Raw genomic sequence first — 15,512 nt, 5'->3', positions numbered from 1 at the left:
GTCCGGTACAGTACCGGTACGATTGTGGGGATGAAAACCGGTACGGGCGAAGCGGTCCAAGACTTCGAGAACGGGGCGGCTGACGCGCGGAATGGTCGATGCCGGTCCGGTTGTCGGGCGTGAGACACCGCTTTCTTGGGGCCGATAGCACGCTGAACGCGGCTTCATCGATGAATGAATCTGCTTTGGCTGGCGCGGGGTCCGCGTTGACGACCAGGCCTTTGGGCGGAGAAGCGCCCCGGCCCGCGTTAAACGGCGCTTTTGCGGCGACGGCTTGCGACCTCCTCGGCCGACTGCGGGTCGACGGCGTCCGCCGTCCATTCAAGCCGATTGCCGCCCAGCGACTTCGCGCGGTACAGCGCCTGGTCGGCGGCGGCGAGGAGATCGGTGAGCATGGGCGTGGCGCTTCCCGACTGCGCGAGGCCGACGCTGACCGTGGCCCGTATCTCGACGCCGTTAGTCCGGTGAGAGATCGTGCCGGCGAAACGTCGAACGAGCGCTTCGCCGACCTGTTGCGCACGCGGGCCGTCATGACCGGGCAACAGCGCGGCAAACTCTTCGCCGCCGATGCGTGCGAGCATTGCCTCCGGTCCCAGCGCGTTGCGTGCGACTTCCCCAAACGACTTCAGGACCTGATCGCCTGTTTCGTGTCCGTATCGATCGTTGATCGTCTTGAAGTGATCGAGGTCGAAGGCGAGAAGCGAAACCGGCCGCGACACGGTGCCGTCGCGAATGACTCGCGCGCCCGTTTCGAAGAACCATCGGCGATTGCCGAGACCGGTCAGATAGTCCGTTTGCGATTCCTGCAGAAGCTGGCCATGGGCTTCCTCGCGGATGAGCGTCAGCAAGGTCATCGGCAGAATGACCGAATACAGGACGCCCTCGTACATCGTGATCTGGCTGAGTACCAGGAGCATGTCTCGCCCATGCCATGCCACCAGCCACGGCAGGATCAACGCGCGAAAGGCATAGAAGAGCGCATGGCCGCCCGACACGATCACGGCGATATAGCGCGATTGCAGCGATTTCATGCCGTCGTTGCGCAGCAGCTCGCGGGATGTCATGCCGCAAGCGATCGCGATGGGAAGCGCGCTCACGTAGTCCCACATCACGGTCTGCCATGGCGTGCCCGCAATCGCCCACGCCAGCGCCAGCAAGCCGAGCATGACGATGGAACCGACGCGGTACTGCCGGCGGTTCAGTGACGCGACGCCGTGCAGGATCAACAGATAGCCGCTGACGATGATGAGATTGCTCAACGCGGAGCCGGTCACGCCGGGCAGTCCGCGGCGGAACGCGGCCGCCGCGCAGCCGATTGCAAGCGTGGCGTAGCCTGCTGCCAGAATCTTCAGTTCCCTGCTGCGCTTGGGATGCGTTCGATGCTCCCACAGCGTCATCCCGGCGCTGGCGAGAAGCGTTCCGATCGCTAGGAGATAAAGGGTAATTAGATCGACATGCATCGCTGACGTGAGGGCTTTTCTACGCCGGTACATCGCGGCGGCACGCGCATTTTACGCTGAAAAACCCAACAGTATGATGATAGTCGGGGCTGGAGGTAGGGAGGGAAGGTCGCTTGGGGTGGTGCATGAAGCGATGCTCACGATCGAGCGATTCTCGCCCTCGCGATCGACGGGGCTCGATGTCGGGGGTCGATTGTTTCCTGAACGGCAACACCGTGCGTTCCAGTACAGGGCTTCCGCGCGGCATCTGTCGAGGCTACGATTTGCGCCAGCATGACCGCGTCTGTTTCATCCGCATGCGCGAGCTGATCCGTAGAAACCCGCAAGAGCCGGAAGCGCAGTAGCGCCGCGAACGAGCCGTCAGTTTGCAGGCCACCTACTCATCCTCTGGCCCATCGCGTTGAACGGGTTCGACGAATCACCGGATCGACACCATGGACAATCTCACTCCGCCCCCCTTGACCGTGCTCGATAAATATCACGGGCCGGACTTTCAGGGGCTCTATACCGGCACCGTCAGGGTGACGGGCGGCGACGCCAAACACGGCAGAGCATCCGGCGTCGTTCGTTCGGACGACGGCAATCTCGAACTCGATCTGCGCTTGCCGGAAGCCCTGGGCGGTCCGGGTGGCGGCACGAATCCCGAGCAGTTGATCGCAGCCGGCTATGCCGCCTGCTTCCACGGCGCGTTGACGCTGATCGCCGCCAGAAACAACATTCCGCTCGTCAATGCCGTGGTCGACGCGTCCGTTACGTTCGGCCGCGACCCGGTGGACGGGATGTACATGCTGAGCGCGGACATCCGTATTCAATTGCCGGGCGTGGATCGGGCCATCGCCGAGCAGCTGGTGCGCAGCACCGAACGTGTGTGTCCGTACGCGAAGATGGCGAGACAAGGAATGGTCAATGTCGTCGCGCTGCATGTGGAGCCACATTCAGCAGGCGGCATCGATCCTGGATGACATCGGCGCGACCTGGCGACTGTCCGGAGACGGCGTCACGATGAAGCCCTGCTGCCTGTCAATCAGATGCATGGCGATCTCTCACTGCCGGAATATGAGCAGATCGTGCAGGTGATCGGCGCGAATCCGTCGATACCGAGGATCATGCTCGTGCCCATTCTGACCGATGCGGTGGCGCGCAGCTTTACATGTCGCGAGGCGCGGCGCATTTTTCCACGCGTCGCGCGCTGATCGATCTGGCGAAGCTGTGCGAACAGGCGGGCAACTGGACGGACGCCCACAAGTGGCGGGCGAAGGCGCTGCGCCGCTTCGACATTGCCGATTCCGCCGATGCGAGTTCTTTGCGATCAACGCGCCCGATCTTGCACGCGAGTACATCTGGCTGAGGGATCCGTTGGCCGCCGTGCGTCTGCTGTCGACGTTCAAATCTCTGAGCGAGGACCTGTTTCCGCAAGGGTCGGTGCTCTGGTGGGACATTCATCGCGTCGAGGTGCGCGCCAGGCTCGAAACGGGCGATGCCGGTCAAAGCGGCGACCCGGCACATCCTGTCGCCGGCGCCGAGCAGCTGGCTTTGCCGACGTCGTCGCGAGATAGTTGGCAAATGCTGCCGCCGAAGAAGACGGCCGATGTCGTGAACGCGGTAATAGCGAACCGGGAACGCGGGGCGACATCATCCTGCCCGAGCGCGTAAACGGGTTCGTCGCGAGACTACCCGTTCATGATGCTCACACCTCCATCCACGAAGATCGTATTGCCCGTCATCCTGCGCGCGTAAGGCGTCGCCAGAAACGCGCAGGTGTACCCCACATCCATGATGTCGACCAGCTCGCCGATCGGCGCGCGCTCGGCCGCCTCGGTGAGTAGCAGATCGAAGTCCTTCAGCCCCGACGCCGCGCGCGTCTTCAACGGCCCCGGCGAGATCGGATGCACGCGGATGCGCTTCGGCCCGAGCTCGTGCGCGAGATAGCGGCACGACGCTTCGAGCGCCGCCTTGACCGGGCCCATCAGGTCATAGTTGGGCACCACGCGGCTCGCGCCCAGGTAGCTCATCGCGAACAGCGAGCCGCCTTCGGTCATCAGCGGCGCCGCGAGCCGCGCCATCCGGATGAACGAGTGACACGAGATATCCATCGCCTGCGCGAAGCCCTCGGCGGAACTGTTGAGCAGACCGCCTTGCAGATCGCTCTTCGGCGCGAACGCGATCGAATGGACCGCGACGTCGAGCCGTCCCCAGCGCTCGCGGAGCGTGTCGAATACGCTGTCGAGTTCGCCCGGCTTCGAGACGTCGAGCGGCAGCAGGATCGACGCGCCGAGTTCTTCGGCCAGCGGTTCCACGTAGGCCTTCGCCTTGTCGTTCAGATAGGTGATCGCGAGGTCCGCGCCCAGCTCGCGAAAGGCGCGCGCGCAGCCATAGGCGATCGAGTGTTCGTTGGCGATGCCGACGATCAGCACCTTGTGTTGCGCGAATGGCTGCGCGGAAAGCTTATCCATCGTCATCCCTCCAGTCGTTCGAGCGTGTGCCGGGCAATCATCAGTTCCTCATTGGTCGGAATGACCCAGACTTCCACCGCGCTTTGCGCATCGTTAATGCGCGGTCCGTGCCGTTCGTTCGCGCTCGCGTCGAGCGACACGCCGAGCCACGCGGCCGCGCGGCATACGCGTTCGCGCACCGGCGCCGCATATTCGCCGATGCCCGCGGTGAACACGAGCGCGTCGAGCCCGCCGAGCGCGGCCCCGAGCGAGCCGAGTTCGCGTGAAATCCGGTAGCAGAACAGATCGACCGCCTCGGCCGCGGCGGGCGCATCGCTGGCGAGCAGCGTGCGCATGTCGCTCGAAATGCCGGAAACGCCGAGCAGCCCCGAGCGCTTGTACAGCAGCGAGCCGATCGCGCGTGCGTCCATCTGCGCTTCTTCGATCATCCACAACACGACGCCGGGATCGAGACTGCCCGAGCGTGTGCCCATCACGAGTCCTTCGACGGCGGTGAAGCCCATCGTGCTCGCAACGCTCCTGCCTTGATCGAGCGCCGCCATGCTCGCGCCGTTGCCCAGGTGCAGCACGACCGTCTTGCCGCGCGCCGCACGCTCGCTGTATTGCGGCAGCACGCTCGCGACGTACTCGTACGAGAGGCCATGAAAACCGTAGCGACGCACGCCTCGGTTCGTGATCTCGGGCGGCAACGCATAGCGCGTCGCGAGTGGCGGTTGCGTGTGGTGAAACGCGGTGTCGAAGCACGCGATCTGCGGCACGTCCGGATTGCGCGCTGTGATCGAACGGATCGCCGCGAGGTTATGCGGCTGATGCAGCGGCGCGAGCGGCACGAACGTCTCGAGCACGGCAAGGACCTCCGCGTCGACGCGCACCGGCTCGGTATAACGGCCGCCGCCGTGCACGACCCGATGACCGACGGCCTGCAACGTCGCGCCGTCGGCATGCGAGCGCAGCCAGTCGAACAGGAACGCGATCGCGTTGTCATGGCCGAGACTTTCGCCCTCCGGCCAGCGCCGTTCGTCGATCACTTCGCCGTCGTGCCGCTTCACCATAAGACGCGGCGCGGTGTAGAGTTCTTCGAGCTTGCCGCCCGCGATCGGATCGAGCGCGTGGCCGTCGACCGCGTAGGCCTGGAACTTGATGCTCGACGAGCCGGAGTTGATAACCAGAATGACGTCCATGCCGGCGCCTCAGACGATGGCCGCGGCGAGCGTCTCGCGCCGCGCGAGCGCGACGAGCGAGGCGACCGCGCAGGACGCGAGCCGGGTGATCACCGAGTCGGCGCGGCTCGTCAGGATGATCGGCACCTTCGCGCCGAGCACGATGCCGGCGGCGTCCGCACCCGCGAGAAACGACAGGCTCTTCGCGAGCAGGTTGCCTGCTTCGAGGTCCGGCACCACGAGGATGTTCGCGCGCCCCGCGACCGGCGACACGATACCCTTGATTTTCGCGGCCTCTACGCTGATCGCGTTGTCGAGCGCGAGCGGGCCGTCGAGAATGCCGCCGGTGATCTGCTGCCGGTCGGCCATCTTGCACAGCGCGGCCGCGTCGAGGGTCGACGGCACTTTCGAGTTGACGGTTTCCATCGCCGAGAGAATCGCGACGCGCGCGGCCGGAAAGCGCAGCGCGTGCGCGAGGTCGATCGCGTTCTGCACGATATCGCGCTTGTCGTCGAGTGTCGGCGAGATATTGACGGCCGCATCGGTGATGATGAGCGCGTCCTCGCGGCCCGGCACATCCATCACGAAGCAATGGCTGACGCGGCGCTCGGTGCGCAGACCCGTGCCACGCGCGACGACTTCAGCCATCAACTCGTCGGTGTGCAACGAGCCTTTCATCAACGCCTGCGCCTGGCCTTCGTGAACGAGTTGCACGGCGGCCGCCGCCGCAGCATGACTATGCGGCACGTCGACGATCGGCAGATCGCCGAGTTCGAGATTGCCCGCTTGCGCGGCGGCGCTGATCTTCGCGCGCGGCCCGACGAGAATCGGCGCGATCAGCCCGAGCCGCGCCGCTTCGATCACCGCCGACAGCGAATCGTGATCGGCCGGATGTGCGACCGCGGTCGGCGTGGGCGGCAGCGTGGCGGCAAACGAAACGAGCCGCTCGTACTTGTCGCGCTGGTGTTCCATATGATGAACCCTCGATGTCTCAACGTGGGGGGCGCCCAGCGCGAATTCGGCGCCGGGCGAACGTGCGAATGTCCGGCGCCGAGCGTTATTCGACCTTCTGACGAACCTCGTCACGCTGCGTCGTTTTCGCTTTCTCCGCGGCTTTGAAAATCGCCAGCACGCGAGCGAGATCGGCGCGCTCGTGTTCGTCGAGGGCGAGCGTCGCGGAGAGCTTGTCGAGGTGGCGCGCGGCGGAGCGCACATCGGCGGGCGGCACGCCCTTCAGCAGGACGGGCAGCGCGTCGATCGCGGCGTCGCTGTCGAAACGCAGCAGCGCGGCCTGCTCGCGAACCACCGTTTTGAAAGCGAGAATCCCGCGATCGGAGAGCGTGCCAAGCATCGCGCGCGCGAGATTGAAGCGCCGCTCATCCGCTTCGCCATGCGTGCGGCGCACGAACAGCAACGCACGCACGCTCGCTTCGACGAGTCCGCCCGTCGCCATGGCCGCGCGCAGGCGGTCGTGGCCGGCCGCGATCGGCGCGTCCTGTTCCTGCACCGCGCCCGCCTGGGTCACGGCGGCGGTGGCTTCGTCGTCACGCGCGGGGGGAAGGCCGGCCATTGCCTGCAGCCAGGGCGCGCCGTAGATCGTCTCGAACATCTGCTCGACCGCCGCGTCGCGTACGTCGCGGTAGTAGTCGAGCGAAGCCTCGATCGCGTTCGACATATGCGTTTGCATCTGCCAGAACGGATTGTCGGCGCCGACGCTCTTGCGCTGCTCTTTCACGCTGTCCGCGAGATGAGCGACGCTCGACGCGAGCGGATGACGATCGGACCAGCACTCATACGGCACGCGCAGCGGGTGCACACGGCTTGCGACACCGGCGGACTCCGGCGTCGTGCAGGCACGTACCCACGGCTGCACGAAGCTGCGGTACAGCCCGAGATTGAAGTTGGACACATAAGCCGCCGTCGCGAAGCGGCGGTCGCTCGCCGGGTCGGGCTGCACGATCGCGCGCACATCGTCGACGCTGCGCCGCGTGACGGCCAGCACATGTTCGCCCTCGACGAGTTCCGCGCTAGCGGTGGCGGCGACCTTCTTTCCCATCTGCGCTTCGTACACACCCGACGGAAGCAGATCGATCAGATCGATATTGCTGACGAACTCGTGATGCTCCTTGCGCCCCGTGCTGCTCGACACGAAGATGCCGAGATGGCCGATGTTCTCGTGCGTGGCGTACACGATCGTCTGATCGTGGGCGAAAAGCTCGGCGTCGTCGCGGTACAGGTCGGTGATCCAGCCGAGCGCTTGCGGTGGCGGAGTGATGTTGTCGCCGTACGAGCAGAACACGACGATCGGCGAACGGATATTGCGCAGATCGAGGCGAATGCCGTCCGAGGTGACGATCTCGCCACGCACGAGCCGGTTGCCGACGAACAGGTTATCGACGATGTACTGCATTTCGTCCGCGTTCAGAAACACGTGGCCGCCCCAGTACTTTTCGAAGCCGAGATAGCGTTGCGCCTCGGTGTCGATGTTCGCATACAGGTTGTACTGCTTGTGCCACAGCGTGTTGGCCGGGTTCATGTTCTCGAAGTTCTGCACGAGCCATGCACCGTCGAAGCGTCCGCCGCCGAGGTCGCCGGTGAGCGCGGTCAGCCACGAACCGCCGAGCAGTCCGCCGGAATAGCGCATCGGATTCTTGCCGCGCCATCCGGCCCAATACGACACCGGCGCACCGGCGACGATGATCGGTCCGAACAGTTCGGGCCGCATCGCGGCGGTCATCAGCACTTGCCAGCCGGCCTGGCAATTGCCGATCACGGCGGGCTTGCCGGGGCTGTCGGGATGCAACTCGATGACTTTCTCGAGGAACGTCGCTTCCGCGCGCATCACGTCTTCGACCGTCTGGCCCGGCACCGGGTCGGGCAGAAAGCCGACGAAGTAGCACTTGTGGCCGGCGCGCAAGGCGGCGCCGATTTCGCTGTCGCGCTTGAATCCGCCGATGCCCGGACCATGCCCCGCGCGCGGATCGAACACGACGAACGGGCGCAGGCGGCCGGGATCGTGCGCGCTGACGGCGTCGCGCTCGGGCTTGAGGTCGTCGGGGGCGACGATGCGCACGAGCCCGTAGTTGACCGGTCGCGGCAAGGTTCTTCCGTCGACGATCAATTCGGCGGCGAAGTCGAGCACATTCGGTGTGCGTTCGCGCAGATGCGCCTGATACTGGTTGCCGCGCTCGCGCAGCACGTCGGCGAACAGAACGCCGCGTTGCCAGGCGTCGATGGAGTAGTCGACAGCGGCCTGCACGAACGGCACACCAACCGGAACGGCGGGCGCGCTAAAGTCGGGCGAGGCGGGTAGCGGTGGTGACTGGGTCATGATCGCTTCGAACTCCTCAGGTAGTCGGCTCGACCCTGTCGCATCCCCTATGCGCGGTTTTACGCGGCACGCGTGGGACTGGGCGAGACTGAGTGCGCCGTGTGGAGGGCGCGGCTTTTACCAGAATCAGCGAGGAAAACGCGCAGCACGTCCAGGTGGGTTATCACCGCCGTTTGTCACGCGCGTGACACGGACCCGCAACGCCATGTGCTGCACCGCATCAACCAGACCAGTTTAGACGGTCAAGTTTCCACTGGCAAACCGAAATGACCCGCGGTGGCTTGTGGCGAACGTGCCGCCGCTCTGTGCGCCGCGCTGCATGGACCGCTCGCTCGCGCGTTATGGGGAAAGAGATGGAAGAGTATTTGCGCTTCGTTTGAAGCGATCGACGAGGAAGTCGATGAAGGCCCGCGCGCGCGCCGATTGATTGCGTTTATTCGGGTAGTAGACGAACAGGTCGGCCGACGGTTGCGCGAACTCGGGAAGCACGATCCGCAAGCGCCCGCTCTCCAGGTACTTCGCGAGATCCCATTCCGAGCGCACCAGAATGCCGTGGCCGTCCAGCGCCCAGCCCAGCACGATGTCGCCGTCGTTGCTCGACAGCATGCCGTGCACCTTGATCGCCTGGGCGTCGCCGTTGTGCATCAGGCGCCAGATACCGTACGCGTCGTCGTTCTGGCGATGCACGATGCACTGATGATCCGACAAGTCAGCAAGCGTTTCAGGCGTGCCGTGCAACTCGAGATAGCGCGGCGATGCGCAGAGAAAGCGGCGATTCGACATGACGCGGCGCGCGTTGAGACGTTTGTCCGGCAATTCGCCGAAGCGGATCGCGAGATCCACGCCGCTTTCGACGAGATCGATCGGCCGGTCGGTGACATCGAGTTGCACTTCGACGTGCGGGTAGCGCTTTGCGAATTCGGAAACGAGTGGCGCGATCGTCGTGCGGCCGAATCCCAGCGTTGCATTGATCCGCAACAGCCCTCGCGGCACCGAGCGGCTCGACGATACGACTTCTTCCATCTCGCGCACGTCAGCCAGAATGCGCGTCGCGTAGTCGAGGTACGTCTCGCCTTCGGCGGTCAGGCTGATGCTGCGCGTAGTCCGATTGACCAGTCGCACGCCGAGGCGCGCTTCGAGTTGCGCGAGCCGTTTGGTGGCCGCCGGCGGCGTGATGTCCATGTCGCGCGCCACGGCCGACAGATTGCCGTGCCGCGCCAGCAGCACGAAAAACTCCAGTTGGGACGACAGGTCGCTTTTCACCCGGTTCTCACCCGCTTTTCACCGTAAGTTAATAAAGAAGTGACTTTGGGTGAATCATAACGCCGGTCCCCGCGAATAACCTACGCATTCCCACCGCCCGTTGCCCGGTCAACCGGCAGTGCAACAAGGAGACATCCATGAGAATCGTAGAAATCCGCGAGAAGACCGTTCCGATCAGCTCGCCGATCCGTAATGCGTACATCGACTTCAGCAAGATGACGCTGAGTCTCGTCGCCGTGGTGACCGACGTGATCCGTGACGGCAAGCCGGTGATCGGTTACGGCTTCAATTCCAACGGCCGCTACGGCCAGGGCAAGCTGATGCGCGAGCGTTTCATTCCGCGCATTCTCGAAGCCGATCCCGCGACGCTCGTCGATGCCACCGGCAACAATCTCGATCCGCACAAGATCTGGGCGACCATGTTCACCAACGAGAAGCCGGGCGGTCACGGCGAGCGCTCGGTCGCAATCGGCACGATCGACATGGCGATCTGGGACGCGGTCGCGAAGATCGAAGGCAAACCGCTCTTTCAGTTGCTCGCGGATCGTTATGGCAACGGCCAGCCTGACCGCAAGATTTTCGTGTACGCGGCGGGCGGCTATTACTACCCCGGCCAGGATCACGGAAAACTGAAAGACGAAATGCGCAGCTATATCGATCGTGGTTACACGGTCGTGAAGAAGAAGATTGGCGGCGCGTCGCTCGATGAAGACCTGCGCCGTATCGACTCGATTCTGAGTGTGCTCGGCGACGGACAGAAACTCGCCGTCGACGCGAACGGCCGCTTCGATCTGGATACGGCGATCCAGTACGCGAAGGCTCTGTCGCAATACGATCTGTTCTGGTACGAGGAACCGGGCGACCCGCTCGACTTCGAATTGCAGGCTACGCTGCGCAACTACTACGACAAGCCGATGGCGACCGGCGAAGATCTGTTCTCGATGCAGGACGCCCGCAATCTGATTCGCTACGGCGGCATGCGTCCGGATCGCGACTGGCTGCAGTTCGACTGCGCATTGAGCTACGGCCTCGTCGAGTATCTGCGCACGCTCGACATGCTGCATCAGCACGGCTGGTCGCCGAGCCGCTGCATTCCGCATGGCGGGCATCAGATGTCATTGAACATCGCGGCCGGCCTGGGTCTGGGCGGCAACGAATCGTACCCGGATCTGTTCCAGCCGTACGGCGGCTTTCCGGACGGCGTGAAAGTGGACAACGGCTATATCACGATGCCCGATTTGCCGGGTATCGGCTTCGAAGGAAAAGCCGATCTGATTGTCGAGATGCGTAAGTTGTCCGCTTGAGATTAAGCGGCGAGTTTTAAGCGCCGATCTGAAAGGTCGGCGCAGCGCTTGGAAAACATAAAAAGAATGCAGGCGAAATCCGGCCGTATTCGCGGCAGCGGTAGGCGCTGTTGCGAATGCCGGTCCGAACTCTCATGAAGACGCCACGCATAGGAGACAGACATGCGGGTTTCAAAGATCGGAAAATATCTCAGCAGACTCTATGTACAGGTACTGATCGGCATTGTGGCCGGCATCCTCGTCGGACACTTCTACCCCGATATCGGTTCGCAGTTGAAGCCGCTCGGCGACCTGTTCATCAAACTGATCAGAATGCTCCTTGCGCCGATCATCTTCGCGTCGGTCGTGGTCGGCATTGCGCGGATGAACGATCTGCATGAGGCGGGTCGAGTGGGCGTGAAGGCGGTGCTTTACTTCGAGGTGGCGTCGACGATCGCGCTGATGATCGGCCTCGTGATCGTCGATGTGATACGGCCCGGCAGCGGGATGAACATCGACCCCGCGCATATCGACAGTTCGTCGATTGCCAGCTACACCCACGCGGCCCAGCAGCACGGCATGCTGGATTTCTTCATGAGCATCGTGCCGAACAGCATTGTCGGCGCATTTGCGAACGGCGAAATTCTGCCCATCATCTTCTTCTCGGTGCTTCTCGCCATTTCTCTCGCGAAGCTGGGGCCGCGCACCGCGCCATTCGTCGATATGCTCGACATGTTCCTGCAAGGCATGTTCGGCGTGGTGCGGATCGTGATGTACGTGGCGCCGATCGGCGCATTCGGCGGAATGGCGTTTACGATCGCGAAGTACGGGATCGGCACGCTGGCATCGTTCGGTCAGTTGATGCTTTGCCTGTATCTCACGTCGATCTTCTTCGTGGTCGGCGTGCTCGGACTCGTGATGCGATTGTGCGGACTGTCGTTGTGGAAGTACCTTCGCTATATCAAGGATGAGATCTTTATCACGCTCGGCACTGCGTCGACCGAGGCCGTACTGCCGCAGATGCTCATCAAGATGGAAAAGCTCGGCTGTTCGCGGCCGGTGGTCGGAATGGTGTTGCCGACCGGCTATACCTTCAATGCCGACGGCACCGCGATCTATCTGACGATGGCGGCGATGTTCGTCGCTCAGGCGATGAATATCCACCTGACGATCTGGGATCAATTGCTATTGCTCGGCGTGCTGCTGCTCACCTCCAAAGGCTCGGCGGGTGTGGCCGGAGCGGGCTTCGTGGCGCTAGCCGCGACGCTTGCCAGCATGCACAAGATTCCGGTGTCCGGACTCGTGCTATTGCTGGGTGTCGACCGCTTTCTCAACGAGGCGCGCGCGGTGACGAATCTGATCGGCAATGGCGTTGCGACTATCGTGGTCGCGCGCTGGGAAGGGGCGCTCGATATGAACAAGGCGCGCGCGGTGCTCGACCGGCAATCGGCGGGCAGCGACATCGACGCATTGCGGCCTGCCGGCAGGGAGGCTCAGGAGCGGCCGGTGTCGGCAGAGGAAACGTTGCTTCGCTCCGGAACGCATTGATTCGCCGAGTCGATGCTCACGCCTGGTCCTGGTGCGCCAGATGACGGTCGTGCCGGGAACACGTTCGCGGTTCTGACCGGCTATTAACCTTTTAATCCGGTCGGCCGGATGGACCAGTGGGTCGGCGTGAACTCGGTCTGGAATCGGGACAGGAACGACTGTCCCAGCAAACCGTCGATGCCATTGCCGAGCGGCGAACCAGTGCGCTCGTCCACAGTCAGTACGATGCGGTCCGCGCTGGCGTGGCCGACATTGACCGACGAAGCCTGCGTCAACAATCCGGCCCGCTGGCCGTTCGCTGTCATCAGTTGAATCTTCCGCGCGTTGTCGACCGGCACGTGCGCGCGTTGTGCGAACGTGCGCGTCAACAACACGTAGCTCGCCCCCGTATCGACGATGAATGTCCCGCTCACGCCGTTGACGAGCGCCTTCACGCGGATCGTCTTACCGGCCTCGCGCGCGAAGCTGTCGTCGCCCGACGCGTACGACGACGGGCAGGACTGGTGCGCCGCATAGTCGGCGATCTGCCGGTTGGCCTGCGGATTGTTCGCGCGTCCGGGTTCGGCCGATGTCCACATGTGAATCATGCTGATCGCCTCGCAATAGCGTCCCGCTTTGGCGTGCATGTCAGCGGAGCGAATGAACAGATTGCTCGTGATATGCGACACATCCGGCACCAGCGCGATGGTTTGCATGTAGTCCGCGAGCGCGCTTTCATAGTCGTGCGCGCCTTCTCTCGCCTGGCCGCGCAGGAAGTAGTACTGCGGATTGATGCCGTCGGTTTGTACGAGACGGTCCGCGACGCCAACTGCGGCGTGATAGTCGCTGACCGCCATCAGGTCGTTCGCCGCCGCACTCAGAAAGCCGTCCATACGCCCGCACCGGTCGACGAACTGCGTCAGCGCGTTCGCCGCTTCCCGCCGGTAACCGGTACGTTCGAGCCGCACCGCCAGGGTGTTCATTGCGTCGCGATTGCAGGCGTCCCGGCCCAACTGGGACAGTGCGCGCGAGGTATCCGCAGCGGTCAGATCGCTCGCGGCAACTGTGCCCAGATGGTAGTGATCGACCGCGGGTTTGAGTTCCTCCGGAACGGATTGGCCGCATCCGCCCAGCGAAAACAATAGCGACAGTGCGCCGATACGGAGCAGTGATGCGCTATTCGTGCCGCTCGAAACGCCGGTGCGCCTGCCAATGGTCCAGTATGCAAGTCGCGCCATAACCGAGAGCGGTTGAATGGATGATCTATCGGCGTTCTTTATCGTTCTGAACCACATGCGCTGATCTTTTATCGTGAGTTAGGCTGATGCCGTCGCTATTCTAGAAAGCAATTGGCTCAAAGTCGATCCATCAACAATGAATGCGTTGACCTGTCGACGCAGTGAAATGTCGCGTGAGCATTCCGCTGTAATAAACTTGCCGATAAAGAATCAGCGCGGCCATTTCCGGCAGGTGCTCTCATCGGCTCGAAGGTTGAATAAACATGCGATATTTTTTCGGAATCGGTCTTCACGTCATTGTCGCGATCTACTTCGCCGTACACGCGGTGCGCAGCGGACAGGGCCTGTACTGGCTTTTCATCCTGTTCGCCTTCCCGATGCTGGGCAGCCTCGTGTACCTCTTCGCGATCTATCTGCCGAGCTTGCGCCAGTCGCCTGGCGCACGGGCGGCGACGCAGGCCCTCACGCAGTTCGTCGATCCCAATCGCGCGGTACGCGAGGCGCGCGCTCAGTTCGACCGCGCGCCCACGGTCCAGCACCGTCTGCGGCTCGGCGATGCGTTGCTGGCAGCCGGCAATCCCGGCGAAGCGCTCGAGCATTATCAGGCCGCCGCGAACGGCCCATTCGCCAACGACCCCGCACTGCTGCACGGCCTCGCTCGCGCGCAGTTTGCGCTGGGCAACTACACCGCCGCCGACGCCACTTTGTCGAGCCTGTTCGCCGCCAATCCGCAGGCCCGCAATCAGGGAGAGCCGGCGCTGTTGTATGCGCGCACGCTCGCCGCACTCGGCGCGCCGGGGACGCGCGCGGCGTTCGAGCAGGCTTTGACCTGCGCGAGCGACGTGGCTCCGCGCTGCCTGTTCGCGGACTGGCTGGCAGTGCAACCGGACGCGGCGGATCGTCGGCGAGCGGACGAGTTGTATGCGGAAATCGTTCAGGACGCGAGGCACTGGCCGCGCCACGCGAGGGAGCACAATCGCGAATGGCTGCAGCGCGCGCAGACAGCGCAGGCGACGGCGTCGACGCGTCGTTGAGCGGGTGGGGAAAAGCGTTCGGCGGCGGTGTCAGGCGGTCGGCGAGACCGCGTCAGCGATTTTCCGCCCGCGATTTACAAGGCGGGCGATCTCGGTGATTTCGATTGATGTCCGGACGCGGGTCTATGGATACCCGAAATACAACTGGTCCATCCGACACGGCACTTCGGTGCGTTTTACGAAGACCTGCGGGTATAAACCTCGTGGAGGCCACGCATATGGGTGTCGATGCGCGTGGCGCCAACACTGCGATTCTTTACTCGACAATCCCGATCAGATTGTCGATGTCCTCCTGAATACGCATCTGTGCTTCGCGTACTGCGGCGTCGGGTGTATTGGCGACGAGTGGCAGCATCAATCCCGAACCCTTGAATTCGGCTTCGAAATGCACCCATGCCGCGTATGTGCAAACACCGGAGGCCTTTTGCACGAGGTTCACCGTGATGTCATAAGTGCGTCGCTTGCCGTGCCGACGGGTGTATTGAAAGCGGCTTAGTACGGGTTTGTACATTGCGTCTCCTTTGCGTCGCGTTGCTGTTTGACCGACGGCTAGCTATGTACCGCTTTGTCAACGGTGGATGATTGGCCGAACGGGCAGCGGGGCATTGGCAGACCGTCGACAAAAGCACTCGCACAGCGCACGGCGAATTCGTAGGCGCACACGGGGCTTGCGAACTGACCCAAGTCACCCAGCGAGGTGGATTCGCCGTCTTCTTTCAGAATGCAGGCACGGGCGACGAAGGTGTGGCCGTGCCTGACGCTC

Annotated in this window: 14 protein-coding genes; 6 read left to right on the top strand and 8 right to left on the bottom strand. The window is 63.4% G+C overall.

Annotation, left to right across the window (positions count from 1 at the left end; genetic code table 11):
- Positions 1-248: 248 nt before the first annotated feature.
- The gene (locus BGI01S_RS13305) at positions 249-1,460 is read right to left on the bottom strand and encodes a GGDEF domain-containing protein (protein ID WP_042326174.1); all 1,212 of its coding nucleotides are present in this window, start codon (positions 1,458-1,460) and stop codon (positions 249-251) included.
- A 434-nt stretch (positions 1,461-1,894) separates the two neighbouring features.
- Between BGI01S_RS13305 and BGI01S_RS13300 the strand changes: the two genes are divergently transcribed.
- The 3 genes from BGI01S_RS13300 (at position 1,895) to BGI01S_RS13295 (ending at position 3,113) form a co-directional block, all read left to right on the top strand.
- Positions 1,895-2,422: an Ohr family peroxiredoxin gene (locus BGI01S_RS13300; RefSeq protein ID WP_042326171.1), complete on the top strand. Its 528-nt coding sequence runs from the start codon at positions 1,895-1,897 to the stop codon at positions 2,420-2,422.
- Between the two features lie 66 nt (positions 2,423-2,488).
- A complete protein-coding gene (locus BGI01S_RS30170; protein ID WP_157004166.1) occupies positions 2,489-2,653 on the top strand; it encodes a hypothetical protein in 165 nt (54 codons plus the stop codon).
- Positions 2,654-2,705: 52 nt separating this feature from the next.
- Positions 2,706-3,113, top strand: coding sequence for a hypothetical protein (locus tag BGI01S_RS13295; RefSeq protein ID WP_042326169.1), 408 nt, complete (start codon positions 2,706-2,708; stop codon positions 3,111-3,113).
- Positions 3,114-3,130: 17 nt separating this feature from the next.
- Here BGI01S_RS13295 and fabI read toward each other — a convergent pair whose 3' ends face one another.
- From fabI to BGI01S_RS13270, 5 genes are all read right to left on the bottom strand, one after another.
- Positions 3,131-3,913, bottom strand: coding sequence for an enoyl-ACP reductase FabI (gene fabI / locus BGI01S_RS13290; protein ID WP_042326167.1), 783 nt, complete (start codon positions 3,911-3,913; stop codon positions 3,131-3,133).
- A gap of 2 nt (positions 3,914-3,915) precedes the next feature.
- The gene (locus BGI01S_RS13285) at positions 3,916-5,094 is read right to left on the bottom strand and encodes an acetate/propionate family kinase (protein ID WP_042326165.1); all 1,179 of its coding nucleotides are present in this window, start codon (positions 5,092-5,094) and stop codon (positions 3,916-3,918) included.
- A gap of 9 nt (positions 5,095-5,103) precedes the next feature.
- Positions 5,104-6,045 (bottom strand): phosphate acetyltransferase, encoded by a 942-nt coding sequence (locus tag BGI01S_RS13280; protein ID WP_042326163.1) that lies wholly within the window; start codon positions 6,043-6,045, stop codon positions 5,104-5,106.
- A gap of 85 nt (positions 6,046-6,130) precedes the next feature.
- Positions 6,131-8,404 carry a DUF3141 domain-containing protein gene (locus BGI01S_RS13275; RefSeq protein WP_042326161.1) on the bottom strand — a complete coding sequence of 758 codons (2,274 nt, stop codon included), beginning with the start codon at positions 8,402-8,404 and terminating at the stop codon, positions 6,131-6,133.
- Positions 8,405-8,743: 339 nt separating this feature from the next.
- Entirely contained in the window at positions 8,744-9,667 is a 924-nt protein-coding gene (locus BGI01S_RS13270; RefSeq protein WP_042326159.1) for a LysR substrate-binding domain-containing protein, read from the bottom strand.
- A gap of 137 nt (positions 9,668-9,804) precedes the next feature.
- On the opposite strand from BGI01S_RS13270, the gene BGI01S_RS13265 reads away from it, so the two are divergent.
- Positions 9,805-10,971, top strand: coding sequence for a mandelate racemase/muconate lactonizing enzyme family protein (locus BGI01S_RS13265; protein ID WP_042326157.1), 1,167 nt, complete (start codon positions 9,805-9,807; stop codon positions 10,969-10,971).
- A gap of 162 nt (positions 10,972-11,133) precedes the next feature.
- The gene (gene dctA / locus BGI01S_RS13260) at positions 11,134-12,498 is read left to right on the top strand and encodes a C4-dicarboxylate transporter DctA (RefSeq protein ID WP_042326155.1); all 1,365 of its coding nucleotides are present in this window, start codon (positions 11,134-11,136) and stop codon (positions 12,496-12,498) included.
- 83 nt (positions 12,499-12,581) lie between these two features.
- On the opposite strand, the gene BGI01S_RS13255 is transcribed toward dctA, so the two are convergent.
- Entirely contained in the window at positions 12,582-13,715 is a 1,134-nt protein-coding gene (locus BGI01S_RS13255; protein ID WP_052400466.1) for a retroviral-like aspartic protease family protein, read from the bottom strand.
- Between the two features lie 263 nt (positions 13,716-13,978).
- On the opposite strand from BGI01S_RS13255, the gene BGI01S_RS13250 reads away from it, so the two are divergent.
- Complete coding sequence (locus BGI01S_RS13250) at positions 13,979-14,749, top strand: tetratricopeptide repeat protein (protein WP_042326153.1); 771 nt, start codon at positions 13,979-13,981, stop codon at positions 14,747-14,749.
- 256 nt (positions 14,750-15,005) lie between these two features.
- Here BGI01S_RS13250 and BGI01S_RS13245 read toward each other — a convergent pair whose 3' ends face one another.
- Positions 15,006-15,260: a hypothetical protein gene (locus BGI01S_RS13245; RefSeq protein WP_042326151.1), complete on the bottom strand. Its 255-nt coding sequence runs from the start codon at positions 15,258-15,260 to the stop codon at positions 15,006-15,008.
- Positions 15,261-15,512 lie beyond the last annotated feature (252 nt).

Origin of the sequence: Paraburkholderia ginsengisoli NBRC 100965, from assembly GCF_000739735.1 — a bacterium.
GTDB lineage: Bacteria > Pseudomonadota > Gammaproteobacteria > Burkholderiales > Burkholderiaceae > Paraburkholderia > Paraburkholderia ginsengisoli.
The sequence above is the reverse complement of the archived record's forward strand: the minus strand, read 5'-3'. Positions and strand labels throughout refer to the sequence as shown.

Bases quoted from the DNA above. Each gene is read 5' to 3' on its own strand.
- BGI01S_RS13305 (WP_042326174.1), bottom strand. From the start codon at position 1,460: ATGCATGTCGATCTAATTACCCTTTATCTCCTAGCGATCGGAACGCTT.
- BGI01S_RS13300 (WP_042326171.1), top strand. From the start codon at position 1,895: ATGGACAATCTCACTCCGCCCCCCTTGACCGTGCTCGATAAATATCAC.
- BGI01S_RS30170 (WP_157004166.1), top strand. From the start codon at position 2,489: ATGCATGGCGATCTCTCACTGCCGGAATATGAGCAGATCGTGCAGGTG.
- fabI (WP_042326167.1), bottom strand. From the start codon at position 3,913: ATGGATAAGCTTTCCGCGCAGCCATTCGCGCAACACAAGGTGCTGATC.
- BGI01S_RS13285 (WP_042326165.1), bottom strand. From the start codon at position 5,094: ATGGACGTCATTCTGGTTATCAACTCCGGCTCGTCGAGCATCAAGTTC.
- BGI01S_RS13280 (WP_042326163.1), bottom strand. From the start codon at position 6,045: ATGGAACACCAGCGCGACAAGTACGAGCGGCTCGTTTCGTTTGCCGCC.
- BGI01S_RS13275 (WP_042326161.1), bottom strand. From the start codon at position 8,404: ATGACCCAGTCACCACCGCTACCCGCCTCGCCCGACTTTAGCGCGCCC.
- BGI01S_RS13265 (WP_042326157.1), top strand. From the start codon at position 9,805: ATGAGAATCGTAGAAATCCGCGAGAAGACCGTTCCGATCAGCTCGCCG.
- dctA (WP_042326155.1), top strand. From the start codon at position 11,134: ATGCGGGTTTCAAAGATCGGAAAATATCTCAGCAGACTCTATGTACAG.
- BGI01S_RS13255 (WP_052400466.1), bottom strand. From the start codon at position 13,715: ATGGCGCGACTTGCATACTGGACCATTGGCAGGCGCACCGGCGTTTCG.
- BGI01S_RS13250 (WP_042326153.1), top strand. From the start codon at position 13,979: ATGCGATATTTTTTCGGAATCGGTCTTCACGTCATTGTCGCGATCTAC.
- BGI01S_RS13245 (WP_042326151.1), bottom strand. From the start codon at position 15,260: ATGTACAAACCCGTACTAAGCCGCTTTCAATACACCCGTCGGCACGGC.